Raw genomic sequence first — 14089 nt, forward strand, 5'->3', positions numbered from 1 at the left:
GCCCTTGCCCCCGCGAAGCGCGGAGCGCGAGACGGTGTTGCGCTGTCCGCCCTCGGTCGATCAGGCTCCCCGCCCCGTCCCGCCGCGGCCCGAGACCGCGGCGCCTCCCGCCGGAGCCGCCTCCGCGGGCGCCGTCGGCGGCCCGGAGTCCCCCGGCGGCGCGAGGGCCTCCGGGCCCTCCAGCGCCCCGGGTACGCCGGGTGCCGGGCTGATCGAGTCCGAGCTCGGCGGCCGGGTCATCGACGAAATCGAGCACGAGGCCCCGGGCCCGTCCCTCTGAGCCGTGTTTCTCCGATCCTCCGCTCCGATTCGGTCCGTGCCCGGCGCCCCTGAGGGCGGGAACCTTCGGCCCTGAGTCGGCACCCTCGTTCCTCGGACGTCTCCTCCGGGTCTTCGGAACCCCGCCGTGCGCCTCGCCAAACCCCCTGCGGCACAGGAGAACGTGCAGAGAACGGGGCCCTAGCAGATGGGCCCCCGGACCTCCGCGTTCGCCGCCGAAGGGCGCCCTCGCGGCTATTCGCGGGGGCGCAGCGCGCGCAGCACCACGTCGACTAGCTCGTCCACGTACTCGTGCGTGAGCGGCCCGGTGCGCAGCAGCCAGCGTTGGTGGAACGGCCCGAGGAACAGCTCCGTGGCCAGCCGCAGGTCGATCTCCGGGTCCACCTCGCCCGCCGCCACGGCGGAGCGCAGCCGGTCCTCGAAAACCCGCGCGTTCGGGTCCATCAGGCGTTCCTGGACGATCTCGGCGAAGACCGGGTCGTGCTGGAGTTCGGCGGTGAACGCGCGCGTGGTCCGGTCCATCTCCGGGACGCGGAACTCGTCCGCCGTGGCGCGGAGCACCGTCCGCATGTCCTCGGCCAGGTCGCCGGTGTCGGGCAGGGGCCGGCCGGCGACCCCGCCGGTCAGCGCGGTGAACACGTCCAGGACGACGGCCGCCTTGGACGGCCACCAGCGGTAGATGGTCTGCTTGCCGACCCTGGCTCTGGCGGCGATCGCCTCCATCGTGAGCCTGGCGTAGCCGACCTCGCCCATCAGTTCGGCGGCGGCGTCGACGATGGCGCGCCGCGCGCGTTCGCTGCGGCGGCGGGGATCGGGACCGCGGCGGACCCTGGTCTCTTCCCGTGCGGTGTTCTCTGCCATACCTGCCACGTTAACCGCTGAAAAATGACGAGACGTATCGTCTTGGTGCCGATATCCTGCGGAGGTCGGATCGGCTTGCCGAGGCGTCTCGCCTCGTCTGGAGGGAAAGGAGGTCCGCGTGGGCAGGAACAGCGACAACCTTCTGGGCATGGGCGGACAGCGCAACACCGTCTCGCGCTCCGCGCTTCGCGGGGGCAAGGGCGGCGGCCGGGGCGGCCCCAGCGACGACGCCGTGGAGCGCAAGCAGGAGCTGCTGCGCAAGCTCCGCGAGAAGCAGGGCAAGGACGCGAACGCGGAGCCCGAGAAGACCGAAGGCGTCCAGGGGCAGGCGTGAGCGCGCGGCGACGGCCCCCTCCGAGGGGGCCGTCGGCGTCCGCGAACCCCGCGCGGTCACACCGTCCAGCCCCGTCCGTCCGGTGAGTCCAGCCACACCCGGTGCGTGCCGTCGGCGCCCACCGAGAGCCCGAACCGGTCCGGGTCGGGCGCGCCCAGCCGGGTCCACAGCTCCAAGGCCTCCTCGAACTCGTCCCAGATGCTCCTCGGGCCGCCCTGCTCGATCATCCACGAGGTGCCGTAGGGGTACACGCGCACCCACGAGGAGCCGCTCCGGTCGAACACCCACACGCCCGAACCGGTGCCGATCCACCGCCGCCGCACCCGCCAGCCCGGCACCATCACCGACAGCGCGAACGCCGACGGGAAGGTCATCAGCGGCGCCACGGGGTCGGTCTGCGTGAGCCGGTACTCGTCGGGCTGCTGACCCGAGTCCCGTACCGGGCGGGGCTGGGCGTCGGGGGTCCTCAGCGGTACGAACCCCACACCGCCGTGGAAGCTCGCCCGGGCCGAACCGTCCCCGGGGCACTCCACGCGCGCGATCACCCCGGCCCCCTCCAGCAGCCCCCACGGGCACACCACCAGGCCGCCGGGGCGTAGCTGCTCCACCCACGCGGGCGGCACGCGGCGCACGCCGCAGGTGGAGATGATCCGGTCGTAGGGCGCGCCGGGCGGGTACCCCCCGTAGCCGTCGGCCAGGTGAACGGCGGGGGAGTAGCCCTCCGCGCGCAGGGCCTCGCGTGCCATCCCGGCCAGGCGCGGGTCGGTCTCCACGGACGTGACGGCGCTGTCGCCGAGCCGGTGCGCCAGCAGGGCGGTGTTCCAGCCGGTCCCGGTGCCCACCTCCAGGACCCTCTGCCCGTTGGCGAGGTCGGACAGCTCCAGCATGCGGGCCAGGACCCGGGGCGCCGAGACCGACGAAGTGGCCGCCTCCGCCCGCTCCCGGGGGCCGGGGCCGCTCGGCCCCCGCCGCCCGGGCCCGGGCCCCCCGGCGTCGTGGGCGCGCTGCTCCCGGGGCTCCGCCTCCCGCTCGCCGGGCGCCCGGAATCCGGGGGCCCGGGGGTCGGGAGCCTCCCGGTACGCGGACGGGTCCGGGCCGTCGACCTGGGTCACGATGGCGTTGTCGGCGTACACGGCCGCGAGCCACCGCTCGGGGTTGCTGTTGGCGTTGAGGGCGGTCCCGTGCGCGGTCAGCGCGCCGGTCTCGGGGACGAACCGGTGTCTGGGCACCGACCGGAACGTGTCGGTGAGGGCGGCGTCGGTCAGCGTGCCGTCCGCGACCATCGCCTCGACCAGCGCCGAGTGGCGCTCTCTGGCGGTCAACACGTCCTCACTCCCCCGTGGCTCTCAGCGCTGCCGGTGGCGCCCGAGGGCACTACCGGGACTCTTGTGCCCCGCAGAACACCTTTTCAACCGAGAGTGATGCTAGCGCCACTCTTGGCTCTCGCTCCTGGTAGGTGCCCTTTCGGGAGAGTCGTCCCACCGGCGGGCCGCGGTGCCCTCCAGGGGGGCGGCCCGGCCGTCTCCTCCCCTTCCCTCCCGAGGCCCACCGGGCCGCCCGCATGTTCGCTGATGACCGGTTACGCTCACAGCAACAGCGACATGACAGCGAGACCCAGCACGAAGAGTGCGGCGAGGAGACGGCCGTGAACCCTGGCGGAATGGACATGCAGGCCCTGCTCCAGCAGGCCCAGCAGATGCAGCAGCAGCTCGTGGAGGCCCAGCAGGCGCTGGAGGACGCCGAGGTCGAGGGCACCTCCGGCGGCGGCCTGGTGAAGGTCAAGCTGAGCGGGCGCGGACAGGTCGAGGACGTGACCGTCGCCCCCGAGGCGATCGACCCGGCCGACCCCGCCGAGAGCGCCCAGACCGTCGCGGACCTGGTCCTGGCGGCCATCCGCGACGCCGAGGCGCAGGTGGAGCGGCTCCAGCAGGAGAAGATGGGCCCGCTCGCCGAGGGCCTGGGCGGCGGCGGCATGCCCGGCGGCATGCCCGGCCTGCCCGGCTTCTAGCCCGGTCCGCGACAGCCGCACGGACTTCCCGGGGCCGGTCCTCGGACCGGCCCCGGTGCCGCTTCGCAGACCGGTCCCCGGGGCCGGTCCCGGAGGTGGGACCGGCCGGACGGCTCCCGGCGTACGCGCGAGTCCTCCGCGCCGGATACGGTGGGGGAACGGGGCCGCGGACCGCCCCGACAGACCCGGTCCGTCACTGATGGGTAGGCGATGTACGAAGGCGCGGTGCAGAATCTGATCGACGAGCTCGGGCGGCTGCCCGGCGTCGGTCCGAAAAGCGCGCAGCGCATCGCCTTCCACCTCCTGTCCGCCGAGCACGCCGACGTCAAACGCCTCGTCAGCGCGCTCGTCGAGGTCAAGGAGAAGGTGCGCTTCTGCTCGGTCTGCGGCAACGTCGCCGAAGAGGACCAGTGCCGCATCTGCCGTGACGTCCGCCGCGACCCCGCCATCATCTGCGTGGTCGAGGAGTCCAAGGACGTCGTCGCCATCGAGCGCACCCGCGAGTTCCGGGGCCGCTACCACGTCCTGGGCGGCGCCATCAGCCCCATCGAGGGTGTGGGCCCCGACGACCTGCGCATCAAGGAACTCATGACCCGCCTGGCCGACGGCCAGGTGACGGAGCTGATCCTGGCCACGGATCCCAACCTGGAAGGGGAGGCCACCGCGACCTATCTGGCGCGGCTGGTCAAACCCATGGGGTTGAAGGTGACCCGTCTGGCCAGCGGCCTGCCCGTGGGCGGCGACCTGGAGTACGCCGACGAGGTCACCCTCGGCCGTGCCTTCGAGGGCCGCCGCAGCCTGGAGTTCTAGCGCGTCGCGCTCCGGAGTTCTAGCTCACATTCGCCGTTCATCCGCGCGAAACACGAGTAACCTCCGCCTGACCGGGTAAGCCCCATCGCCGGTGTGTCAAGACGCCACGCCCTCCTGTCGCAGGTCAGATGGGGTGGACGAGGACGTCTGTGACTACACTCCATTTCATTGTCTTGATCCCAACTCCTCAGGAGCATCGATCGTGGCCCTAATCGTGCAGAAGTACGGTGGGTCTTCCGTGGCAGACGCGGAAGCCATCAAGCGAGTAGCCCAGCGGATCGTCGCTCAGAAAAAGGCGGGATATGACGTCGTCGTCGTGGTCTCGGCCATGGGCGACACCACCGACGAACTCCTGGACCTGGCCGAGCAGGTCAGCCCGATGCCGCCGGCCCGCGAACTGGACATGCTGGTCACCGCGGGCGAGCGCATGTCCATGGCACTCGTGGCGATGGCCATCGAGAACCTGGGGTTCGAAGCCAGGTCCTTCACCGGTTCCCAGGCCGGTGTGATCACCACGTCGCTGCACGGCAACGCCAAGATCATCGACGTGACCCCGGGCCGGATCCAGGAGGCCGTGGGCGAGGGCGCGATCTGCATCGTCGCCGGGTTCCAGGGCGTCTCCCAGGACACCAAGGACATCACGTCCCTGGGCCGGGGCGGCTCCGACACCACCGCCGTCGCGCTGGCCGCCGCCCTGGAGGCCGACGCCTGCGAGATCTACAGCGACGTCGACGGTGTGTTCACCGCCGACCCGCGCATCGTGCCGAGCGCCCAGCGCATCCCCCAGATCTCCTACGAGGAGATGCTGGAGATGGCGGCGTCCGGGACCAAGATCCTGCACCTGCGCTGTGTCGAGTACGCGCGTCAGTACAACATCCCCCTTCACGTCCGTTCATCTTTCAGCCAGAAGCCAGGGACCTGGGTCGTCCCGGAAGTCGAGGAAAGCGAAGGCATGGAACAGCCGATCATCTCCGGTGTCTCTCACGACCGGAGCGAAGCCAAGATCACCGTCGTCGGCGTGCCCGACAAGATCGGTGAGGCCGCGACGATCTTCCGGGCCCTGGCCGAAGCCGAGATCAACATCGACATGATCGTCCAGAACGTGTCGGCGGTCTCCACCTCGCGCACCGACATCTCCTTCACGGTCCCCAAGGACTTCGGCAAGGAGGCCGTCGCCGCGCTCAAGAAGGTGCAGGACAAGGTCGGGTTCGAGTCCCTGCGCTACGACGACAAGATCGGCAAGGTGTCGCTGATCGGCGCGGGCATGCGCTCCTACCCGGGCGTCACCGCCCGCTTCTTCGACGCGATCGCCGGTTCGAGCACCAACGTGGAGATGATCTCCACCTCGGAGATCCGCATCTCGGTGATCGTCGAGGAGGACCAGATCGACGCGGCGGTCCGCGCCGCCCACAGCGAGTTCCAGCTCGACGCCGACCAGGTCGAGGCTGTCGTCTACGGAGGTACCGGCCGATGAGCAACCGTCTTCCCACCCTCGCCGTGGTCGGCGCCACCGGTGCGGTCGGCACCGTGATGCTGGACATCCTCACCCAGCGCGAGAACGTCTGGGGCGAGATCCGCCTCGTCGCCTCCCCGCGCAGCGCGGGCAAGGTCCTGCGCGTGCGCGGCGAGGACGTCGTGGTCCAGGCACTGGCCCCCGAGGTCTTCGACGGCGTCGACGTCGCCATGTTCGACGTTCCCGACGAGGTGTCCAAGGAGTGGGCGCCGGTCGCCGCCGCCCGCGGCGCTGTCGCCGTCGACAACTCCGGCGCGTTCCGCATGGACCCCGACGTCCCGCTCGTGGTGCCCGAGGTCAACGCGGACCAGGTCCGCAACCGTCCGCGCGGCATCATCAGCAACCCCAACTGCACCACCCTGTCGATGATCGTGGCCATCGGTGCCCTGCACCGCGCCTACGGCGTCACCGACCTGGTGGTCTCCTCCTACCAGGCCGCCTCCGGCGCCGGCCAGGAGGGCATCGACACCCTGCGCGACCAGATGGCCAAGGCCGGTGCCGACCGCAGCCTGGGCGACGCCGCGGGCGACGTGCGCGCCGCCGTCGGCGAGCTGGGCCCGTTCCCGGCACCGCTGGCCTACAACGTCGTTCCGTGGGCGGGTTCGCTCAAGGACGGCGGCTGGTCCTCGGAGGAGCTCAAGGTCCGCAACGAGTCCCGCAAGATCCTGGGACTGCCCGACCTGCGCGTCTCGGCCACCTGCGTCCGCGTCCCCGTGATCACCACCCACTCGCTGGTCGTGCACGCGTCCTTCGCCGAGGAGGTGCCCGCCGGCGCCGCCCGCGAGCTGCTCGGCTCCGCGGAGGGCGTGCGGGTCCAGGACGACCCGGCCAACGGAGAGTTCCCGACCCCTGCCGACGTCGTGGGCACCGACCCGACCTGGGTCGGCCGCATCCGCCAGTCGCTGGACGACCCGAAGTCGCTGGACCTGTTCCTGTGCGGCGACAACCTGCGCAAGGGCGCCGCGCTCAACACGGCGCAGATCGCCGAGGTCGTGGCCGGGGAGTTCACCCGGGCCTGACCGCGCACACCGCCGGGCGACTCCAGCCGGTCACTCCGTGTGACGGGGAACGGTTGGGCGGAGCAGACGTCCGGTGGTGTCCGAACCGGAGCGACGACCGGTGAACGGTGAGGGCGGCGGCCCCTCCTCAGGGGAGGGGGCGCCGCCCTCACACGTGTCCGGGACCGGTGCCCGGGTCCCGCCCCGAAACGACGGCCCCCGCCGGCCCGGCTCAGTACCGCCGCGGGTCGCCGACGCGGCGGGGCCGGGCCAGTGTCAGTTTGTAGAGGAGTCGACACTGCTCGGAGGAGCCGATCAGGTCGGAGGTCTCCACCGGTCGGTTGCCGCTGAAGTGGGTGCGCTCCACCACCAGCACGGGTATCCCCGGCGCCGACCCGAGCAGGGAGGCCTCGGAGTCGCGCAGCGCGCGGACGCCCACCTCCTCCACCACGCGGTCGACCGGGTGGCCCGCCGCGCTGAGCCGTTCGAGCAGCCCGCTGCCGGGTGAGCTGTCGAAGGGGGTGCGCAGGGTGCCCGCGGTCAGGGACGCGGGCTCCCAGGACCGGTGCAGCGTGATCGGCAGTTCCGAGGAGAGCCCGCGCGAGGTGGTGCGGTACACCGGCTCCCCCTCGCGCAGCCGCAGCCGCAGGCTCAGCGGCGGCGCGCACTGCTCCTGCTCGGTGCCGATCGACTCGCGGCTGAGCCGCCCCAGACCGGAGCCTGAGGAGGAGTCGGTCCGGCAGATCCGGAAGAGTTCGGGGACGGTGCGCACGTAGTACCCGGAGCCGGGCCTGGACTCGACCAGGCCCTCGGTGACCAGGAGCCGGAGCGCGGTGCGGGAGATCTGCTCGCTGACCCGGTAGGAGCGCGCCAGCCGGGTCCGGGAGGGCAGACGCGTGCCGGGCGGCAGTTCGCCGCTCAGTATCGGCCCGCGCAGCTGTTCCGCCAGCCAGAGGTACCTGGGTTGCCTGCCCACGGTCACCGGGCCTCGGCCGTGCGGCCTCCCGTCGCCCGTTGGTCTCTGCGCTTGGCCAGGGGGACGGGGACGCCGTGGTCGACGGTGCCGGGGCCGCCACCGTCTCCGGTGGGGGACCCGGGGGAGAGAAGGGGAGTGAACCTGCCAGATCGCCGAAGCTCGCCCATGGTTCCCAGTAAAGCAGCGAGAGGGCCTGACAGGTGGACTTACCTGAAAGTAGTGACGTGCGTTCGGAAAGTCACCACGGAAACGGAATCCGGTCCTTGCGTAGTGGAAACGCCCGAAAACCGGAAGCACCACGGAATCCTCCGCCCAAAAGGTTACTCTGCGTAATAATAGGGAGTGCGCCTTGTTGGGGGAGACCATGATCACGAACCTCGCGGACCGCGCGGACACGGCCGTCACCTGGATGAGCGGGATCTTCGGAGTGGTCCTGGCGCTCGTTGGCCTGGCACTGCTGGTCCTGCTCCTCGCCGCGATCATCTCGGCGCTGGTAGACCGCGACACATCCGCTGGCGGCAAGCTGCTGTGGGTCATCTTCATCCTCTGGTTCCCGCTGTTCGGGGCGATCGCCTGGTTCGTGGTGGGCCGCAAGGGCCACCTCAACCGCTTCCTCGGCATCGACAAGGGGAGGGCGCGCCACACGATCCCGGCCAGCGTCGGTCAGCACAGCGACGTGCCGCCCCACCGCAACGGACTGAGCCACGCCTGAGTCCGGCGCCTGGCGCCGAGGCGGGGAGGAGAGCCCCGGAACCGGGACGGGACCCGGATCCGGGGCTCTCCCGCGTCCGGCGAGGGGCGGGAAAGGTTTGTGCACAGACCTGTGGACAACCGCGTCATCGCCCTCCGGCCGGGTATCAGCCCTGTACCAGGACGCATCCGACACCTGGAAGGGGACCGGGAGATGGCCAGGAACGCCGACGTCGCCCGCGCCGTCGTGGACGAGGCGGGGACGACCCTCGCCGCCGAGGCCGGGATCCGGATGGCGGACAGACCCTCAGCGCTGTGGCAGCTTCTGGTGCTGGTGAACCTGCTGTCCGCGCGCATCTCGGCGCGGATCGCGATCGCCGCAGCCCGCGAGCTCAACGAGGCGGGCGGCACGACCCCCGACGGGATGGCCTCCCTCAGTTGGCAGGAACGCGTGGACGCGCTGGGGCGCGGGCACTACGTGCGCTACGACGAGAGCACCGCCACCCGGCTGGGCGAGTGCGTCGACCGCGTGCGCGAGGAGTACCAGGGCGACCTGCGCAGGCTCGGGGAGCGCTCCGAGCACCGGGCGAGCCGGGTGGAGTCGATGGTCGGGGAGTTCTCCGGCATCGGGCCGACGGGCGCCGTGATGTTCTGCCGGGAGGTGCAGGCGGTGTGGCCCTGGCTGCGGCCCTACACCGACAAGTACGTACTGGGCGGGGCCAAGAAGGTCGGTCTGCCGGAGGACGGCGGCAAGCTCGCCAAGCTCGTGGAGGGCGACGAGGTCGCGCGCCTGGCGGCCGGGCTGGCCCGCATCGCGCGGGACGGGGACCTCGCCGACCGCGTCCGCGAGAGGGTCGGGTGAGGTCAGAGCGCCTCGAAGTCGGCGAAGTCGAAACCGGGGGAGACGAAGCAGCTGACCAGCGCCTCCTCATCGCTCAGCGGGCGTGCGGCCTGCCAGGTGCCGGCCGGGACCACCGCCTGGAGCCGTTCTCCCCGCTCGATACCCGAGCCCAGGGTCACCTGCCCGTCGGGCTCGGGTGCTCCTCCCGTGCCCCCGTACTCCAGTACCAGGGGCCCGCCCCTGTTGAACACCCACACCTCGTCGGAGCGCACCCGGTGCCAGCGCGACTCCTCCCCGGGGCCGAGCAGGAAGTGGATGCCGGTGGCGGTGGATCGCGGTCCGGAGTAGCCCTCCGGGCGCACGGTGACGCCGCTGTGCCAGGTCTGCCGGTACCAGCCGCCCTCGGGGTGCGGCAGCAGGTCCAGCGCCTCGGCCGTGGCGGTGCGCTCCTCGGCGCCCGTGTAGCGGCCCGAGGGGTCGCGGCGCAGGTAGCGCACGCCCGCCACGGCCTCGCGGGGGATGGGCCCGTAGACGTGCGGGAAGAGGGTGTCCTCTCCGACGCCCGGCGGCGGGGCGGGTTCGGCGGCCTCCCATCGCACCTCGCAGCCGACCGCTTCGGTGTCCACGACGAGGGCGACCAACTGCACGGCGGCGCTGGTGTAGAAGGCGTTGGCCACCGCCAGCAGCGTGGGCTCGTCCGGCGAGGCGTGCACGAACCCCTGTGCGCGCAGGGAGTCGGCCTCGATGTCGCCGCTGCCGGACGTCCAGCGTGCGAGTTCGGTCATGTGCAGCACGTGGGGCATGCCGCCGACCGTACACCAGCCGGGACGGGGCGTTTTCCACAGGTTGTGGACAACGAGTGCGGGCGGACGCGATCACAAATCCGCCGTCGTCTCCGCCGTCTGGAGTGAGTGCAGTGACGTGTAGCGCTGGTCCCGGGTGGGGACGGCCCCGTCTCCGGCCCGCTCGTCGGGCAGGGCGGCCGAAAGCTCGCGGTGGCGGGAGTCCCCGTCACGGGTGAGGAGGAAGACCTGATAGCGGCCCTCCCGCCAGCCCCGGGCCCGCGAGGCCCGGATGACCTCAGCGATCCTGCGGTCGTCGCGGTCGGGCGAGGCCAGGAGCCGTGCGACGGCTCCGGGGGACCACCCGACCTGGTCGCGCCGGTGGACGATCGCGGGCACAGCGGCCTTCACCTCTCCGTCGGAGTGGAAGGCGATCCTCTCCACGTCCCGGAAGAAGCGGCCCGCCCGGCAGACGTAGGCCCCGCACTCCTGGTAGAGCGGCCAGGCGTCGTCGGCGGCCACGACCACGGTGTCCTCGGTGTCGACGGGGCGCTCGCGGTACACCCGCATCGCCCGGCTGCGCCGCCTGAGCCAGGCGGCCACCCGGGGGTCGATGTACTCCGCCGCCTCGAAGATCCGTCGGATCTCGAAGGGGACGTCCACGTTGAGCATGGAGTCGTGGTGGGCCAGGCGGTTCCTGAACTTGTGCACCCCGTCCAGGGCGACGGAGACCTCCTTGCGCTGTCCCGAGGAGTGCGGAAAGGCCCGGTGCAGGCATTCGCGCCACAGTTGCTCGTACCTGGCGCCCACGAGGCCGGACCAGAACCCGAAGGTCAGGCCCGCCACGATCTGGTCGCGCGTCTCGCGCGGGGCGGGGAAGCGGGTGGTGTTCCCGCGCAGGCGCTGGCGTACGAAGCCCACGGCCTCGCCGACGTACTCGCCGCCGGGTACGGGCATGAGGAACCAGGGGATGCCGCTGGTGTCTTCCCCGTAGTGCTCTCGCAGGCAGCGGTCCAGGGTGTTGCGCAGCAGGACCTCCAGGTGCCCGACGTCCTCGAACGCCGCCGCGGCCATGCGGCCGCTCCACTCGTACACCGCGAGGGCGGCGCGTCTGTCACCCCCGGTCATGTCGAGGTAGGGGGCCATCCGGGGCTCGGAGAGCCGACTCCACACGAGGTCGAGGTCATCATCGACATCAGGCATGCGGAGAGGTTATCTTTGCGGGGAACGCCCCGGTGCCGCCTCTGTCCCATGCGCCCGGGGCTTTGTCGTGGGCCGGGCCGGGCCGGAGAGGGCGGGCCCCTGCGGGCGCGGACGGTCGGAACCGGTCAGGCCGCCCCCATGCCGCCCTGGTGACGTGTTCTGCTGTCGCGTGCCCGCCCGGTTGTCCACAGGCTGTGGACGGCGGGGGCCGCCGTGCCAGGGCCACCGGTGGCGGAGCGGCGCGGCCGCGGCCCTGCCGCTCTGTCACCTTGCCGGTTCGTCGCCGTGTCGACTCGTCGGCATGTCTCCACGTCCACTTGTCCACAGGCTGTGGACGGAGTCCGCCGCGCCCGCCCGGACATGACGCGGTCGGGCGCGAGGGTCCGGGCAACGACGGACGCCCCGGCCGTTCCCGGCCGGGGCGTCGCGTGTACCGAGCGCCGGACGCTACAGGATGATCCGCATCGGCTCCTCGAGGATCTCCGCGAGGTCCTTGAGGAACGCGGCGCCCACGGCGCCGTCCACCGCGCGGTGGTCCACCGACAGCTCCAGGGAGATCCGGTTGCGCACGGCGACCTCGCCGTCCACGACCACCGGCTCCTGGCGCATCGCGCCGACCGCGAGGATGGCCGCCTCGGGCGGGTTGATCACCGCGGAGAAGCTGTCCACGCCGAACATGCCCAGGTTGGACACGCTGAACGTGCCGCCGCTCATCTCCTGCGGCTTGAGCTTGCCGTCACGGGCCTTGCCCGCCAGCTCGCGCGTGCGCGTGGAGATCTCCGACAGCGTCGCCTTGTCCGTGTCGTGCAGCACCGGCACCACGAGCCCGGCGTCCACGGCCACGGCCACACCCACGTTGACCCGGTGGTGCTGGAGCAGCTTGTCGTCCACCCACGAGGTGTTCACCGCCGGGTGCAGCTTCAGCGCCGTCGCGCTGGCCTTGACGATCAGGTCGTTGAAGCTGACCTTCACGCCCGTGCTGGACAGCTGCTCGTTGATCTGCGCGCGGAAGGCCTTGAGCGCCTCGGCGTCGATCGTGCGGCGAAGGTAGAAGTGCGGCACCGTCTGCTTGCTCTCGGTCAGGCGGCGCGCGATCACCTTGCGCACGTTGCTGACCTTGAGCTCCTCGGAGGCGCGGCCGTCGTCGAAGGCCGGGGCGGACGCGGCCCGCTCGGCGGAGGGCTTGGCCTCCTCCTTTGCCTCCACGGCGTGCGGCGTCTCCTCGGCGGCCGAACCCTTCTCCCGGGCGGCCTCGATGTCGGCGCGCACGATCCGGCCCTTGGGGCCCGACCCCTGGATCTTGTTGATGTCCAGGCCGTACTCCTTGGCCAGGCGCCGGGCCAGCGGGGAGGTGCGCGGGCGCGCGGCCCCGTCGTCGGAGGCCGGGGTGGATTCCCCGGACTCCTCCGCCTCCTTCTCCGCGCCCCCGGCGGCCTTCTGGACCTCCTCCGCCTTCTCGCCCTGCTCCTCCGCGGCGGGTTCGGGCTCCGAGCCGCCGTCGCCGGAGTCCTCGGGCACCGCGTCCGGGGAGTCGGCGATCACGCCGATGACCGCGCCGATCGGCACCGTCTCACCCTCGGAGACGGACTGCTTGACCAGGTAGCCGTCCTCGTAGGCCTCGTACTCCATGACGGCCTTGTCGGTCTCGATCTCGACCAGGACGTCACCGGAGGCGACCTTGTCGCCCACGTTCTTGACCCACGTGCTGATGACGCCTTCCTCCATGGTGTCGGAGAGGCGCGGCATCTGGATCTCGCTCATGCTTGAAACTCCCTCTACCCGACCCGTTTGCCGACGGCGCTCAGGGTCTCCTTGATGGCGGTGCTGATCGACTCGACCGACGGCAGGGCCGCCGTCTCCAGCGGCTTGGCGTAGGGCATGGGGACCTCCGCCATCGCCACCCGGCGGACCGGGGCGTCGAGGTAGTCGAAGGCGCCCTCCTGGATCGAGGCGGCGATCTCCGCGCCGATCCCGTAGGTCAGCCAGTCGTCCTCGCAGATCACCGCGGAGCCGGTCTTCTTGACCGAGTCCACGAAGGTCTGGCGGTCCAGCGGCCGCAGGCTGCGCAGGTCGACGACCTCGACGTCGATGTCCTCCTCGGCCAGCTTCTCGGCGACCTGGTTCGCGACCATGGCCATCCGGGAGTAGCCGATGAGGGTGATGTCGCTGCCCTCGCGGGTGACCTTGGCGCGGCCGATCGCGGCGACGTCGTCGTTCTCCGGCTCGGCGTAGTCGTCGGGGACCTCGCCCTTGGAGTTGTACAGGCCCAGGTTCTCCAGGAACAGGACCGGGTCGTCGTCGCGGATCGCCGCGCGCAGCATCTGCGAGGCCTCGGCCGGGGTGCTGGGAGCGAGCACCTTCAGGCCGGGGATGAACGAGTAGAACAGCTCGATGTTCTGCGAGTGCGTGGCGCCGAGCTGCTGGCCGCCGCCGCCGGGCGTGCGGATGACCATGGGCACGCTGGTCTGTCCGCCGAACATGCCGTAGATCTTGGCGGCGTGGTTGATGATCTGGTCGATGGCGATCAGCGAGAAGTTGATCGTCATCAGCTCGACGACCGGGCGCAGGCCCAGCATGGCCGCGCCGACGGCGGCGCCGACGAAGCCCTCCTCGGCGATCGGGGTGTCCTTGACCCTGCGCGGGCCGAACTCCTTGAGCAGGCCCTCGGTGATCTTGTAGGAGCCCTCGAAGACGCCGATCTCCTCGCCCATGACGAGGACGTTCTCGTCGCGGACCATCTCGGCGCGAAGGGTGTCCCGCAGAGCCTGGCGGTAAGTGATCACAGACATGTGGG

14 protein-coding genes and 1 pseudogene are annotated in these 14089 nt (G+C 71.5%); 8 read left to right on the plus strand and 7 right to left on the minus strand.

Features of this window, described 5'->3' with window-relative positions; genetic code table 11:
• Positions 1 to 280, plus strand: a pseudogene (locus ABD54_RS28915) (hypothetical protein); the annotation flags it as partial.
• A gap of 233 nt (positions 281 to 513) precedes the next feature.
• Here ABD54_RS28915 and ABD54_RS08730 read toward each other — a convergent pair.
• Positions 514 to 1140, minus strand: a complete 627-nt coding sequence (locus tag ABD54_RS08730; RefSeq protein WP_047868929.1) for a TetR/AcrR family transcriptional regulator — start codon at positions 1138 to 1140, stop codon at positions 514 to 516.
• 118 nt (positions 1141 to 1258) lie between these two features.
• On the opposite strand from ABD54_RS08730, the gene ABD54_RS08735 reads away from it, so the two are divergent.
• Positions 1259 to 1474 (plus strand): DUF6243 family protein, encoded by a 216-nt coding sequence (locus tag ABD54_RS08735; protein ID WP_047868930.1) that lies wholly within the window; start codon positions 1259 to 1261, stop codon positions 1472 to 1474.
• 56 nt (positions 1475 to 1530) lie between these two features.
• On the opposite strand, the gene ABD54_RS08740 is transcribed toward ABD54_RS08735, so the two are convergent.
• Positions 1531 to 2796: a methyltransferase domain-containing protein gene (locus tag ABD54_RS08740; protein ID WP_047868931.1), complete on the minus strand. Its 1266-nt coding sequence runs from the start codon at positions 2794 to 2796 to the stop codon at positions 1531 to 1533.
• A 338-nt stretch (positions 2797 to 3134) separates the two neighbouring features.
• Between ABD54_RS08740 and ABD54_RS08745 the strand changes: the two genes are divergently transcribed.
• The 4 genes from ABD54_RS08745 to ABD54_RS08760 all read left to right on the plus strand — a co-directional run bounded on the left by ABD54_RS08745 (position 3135) and on the right by ABD54_RS08760 (position 6824).
• Complete coding sequence (locus ABD54_RS08745; protein WP_017562872.1) at positions 3135 to 3482, plus strand: YbaB/EbfC family nucleoid-associated protein; 348 nt, start codon at positions 3135 to 3137, stop codon at positions 3480 to 3482.
• Between the two features lie 210 nt (positions 3483 to 3692).
• Positions 3693 to 4292: a recombination mediator RecR gene (gene recR, locus ABD54_RS08750; RefSeq protein ID WP_013155805.1), complete on the plus strand. Its 600-nt coding sequence runs from the start codon at positions 3693 to 3695 to the stop codon at positions 4290 to 4292.
• A gap of 202 nt (positions 4293 to 4494) precedes the next feature.
• Positions 4495 to 5766, plus strand: coding sequence for an aspartate kinase (locus ABD54_RS08755; protein WP_082166744.1), 1272 nt, complete (start codon positions 4495 to 4497; stop codon positions 5764 to 5766).
• Positions 5763 to 6824, plus strand: coding sequence for an aspartate-semialdehyde dehydrogenase (locus tag ABD54_RS08760; protein WP_047868933.1), 1062 nt, complete (start codon positions 5763 to 5765; stop codon positions 6822 to 6824). Before ABD54_RS08755 ends, ABD54_RS08760 begins: the two co-directional genes overlap by 4 nt.
• A gap of 211 nt (positions 6825 to 7035) precedes the next feature.
• Here the strand turns inward: ABD54_RS08760 and ABD54_RS08765 are convergent, their stop codons facing one another.
• Positions 7036 to 7779, minus strand: coding sequence for a GntR family transcriptional regulator (locus ABD54_RS08765; RefSeq protein WP_013155802.1), 744 nt, complete (start codon positions 7777 to 7779; stop codon positions 7036 to 7038).
• A gap of 364 nt (positions 7780 to 8143) precedes the next feature.
• On the opposite strand from ABD54_RS08765, the gene ABD54_RS08770 reads away from it, so the two are divergent.
• Together ABD54_RS08770 and ABD54_RS08775 are read left to right on the plus strand one after the other, a co-directional pair.
• Entirely contained in the window at positions 8144 to 8491 is a 348-nt protein-coding gene (locus ABD54_RS08770) for a PLD nuclease N-terminal domain-containing protein (RefSeq protein ID WP_047868934.1), read from the plus strand.
• Positions 8492 to 8683: 192 nt separating this feature from the next.
• Positions 8684 to 9331 carry a hypothetical protein gene (locus ABD54_RS08775; RefSeq protein WP_047868935.1) on the plus strand — a complete coding sequence of 216 codons (648 nt, stop codon included), beginning with the start codon at positions 8684 to 8686 and terminating at the stop codon, positions 9329 to 9331.
• A 2-nt stretch (positions 9332 to 9333) separates the two neighbouring features.
• Here the strand turns inward: ABD54_RS08775 and ABD54_RS08780 are convergent, their stop codons facing one another.
• The 4 genes from ABD54_RS08780 to ABD54_RS08795 form a co-directional block, all read right to left on the minus strand.
• Positions 9334 to 10113, minus strand: a complete 780-nt coding sequence (locus ABD54_RS08780) for a cupin domain-containing protein (RefSeq protein WP_047868936.1) — start codon at positions 10111 to 10113, stop codon at positions 9334 to 9336.
• 72 nt (positions 10114 to 10185) lie between these two features.
• The gene (locus ABD54_RS08785; RefSeq protein ID WP_047868937.1) at positions 10186 to 11295 is read right to left on the minus strand and encodes a hypothetical protein; all 1110 of its coding nucleotides are present in this window, start codon (positions 11293 to 11295) and stop codon (positions 10186 to 10188) included.
• Between the two features lie 447 nt (positions 11296 to 11742).
• Complete coding sequence (locus ABD54_RS08790; protein ID WP_047868938.1) at positions 11743 to 13056, minus strand: dihydrolipoamide acetyltransferase family protein; 1314 nt, start codon at positions 13054 to 13056, stop codon at positions 11743 to 11745.
• Between the two features lie 14 nt (positions 13057 to 13070).
• Positions 13071 to 14084: an alpha-ketoacid dehydrogenase subunit beta gene (locus ABD54_RS08795; RefSeq protein ID WP_047868939.1), complete on the minus strand. Its 1014-nt coding sequence runs from the start codon at positions 14082 to 14084 to the stop codon at positions 13071 to 13073.
• Positions 14085 to 14089 lie beyond the last annotated feature (5 nt).

Origin of the sequence: Nocardiopsis sp. RV163 (assembly GCF_001029525.1) — a bacterium.
Lineage (GTDB): Bacteria > Actinomycetota > Actinomycetes > Streptosporangiales > Streptosporangiaceae > Nocardiopsis > Nocardiopsis dassonvillei.

Bases quoted from the DNA above. Each gene is read 5' to 3' on its own strand.
- ABD54_RS08730 (WP_047868929.1), bottom strand. From the start codon at position 1,140: ATGGCAGAGAACACCGCACGGGAAGAGACCAGGGTCCGCCGCGGTCCC.
- ABD54_RS08745 (WP_017562872.1), top strand. From the start codon at position 3,135: ATGGACATGCAGGCCCTGCTCCAGCAGGCCCAGCAGATGCAGCAGCAG.
- recR (WP_013155805.1), top strand. From the start codon at position 3,693: ATGTACGAAGGCGCGGTGCAGAATCTGATCGACGAGCTCGGGCGGCTG.
- ABD54_RS08760 (WP_047868933.1), top strand. From the start codon at position 5,763: ATGAGCAACCGTCTTCCCACCCTCGCCGTGGTCGGCGCCACCGGTGCG.
- ABD54_RS08770 (WP_047868934.1), top strand. From the start codon at position 8,144: ATGATCACGAACCTCGCGGACCGCGCGGACACGGCCGTCACCTGGATG.
- ABD54_RS08775 (WP_047868935.1), top strand. From the start codon at position 8,684: ATGGCCAGGAACGCCGACGTCGCCCGCGCCGTCGTGGACGAGGCGGGG.
- ABD54_RS08780 (WP_047868936.1), bottom strand. From the start codon at position 10,113: ATGCCCCACGTGCTGCACATGACCGAACTCGCACGCTGGACGTCCGGC.
- ABD54_RS08785 (WP_047868937.1), bottom strand. From the start codon at position 11,295: ATGCCTGATGTCGATGATGACCTCGACCTCGTGTGGAGTCGGCTCTCC.
- ABD54_RS08790 (WP_047868938.1), bottom strand. From the start codon at position 13,056: ATGAGCGAGATCCAGATGCCGCGCCTCTCCGACACCATGGAGGAAGGC.
- ABD54_RS08795 (WP_047868939.1), bottom strand. From the start codon at position 14,084: ATGTCTGTGATCACTTACCGCCAGGCTCTGCGGGACACCCTTCGCGCC.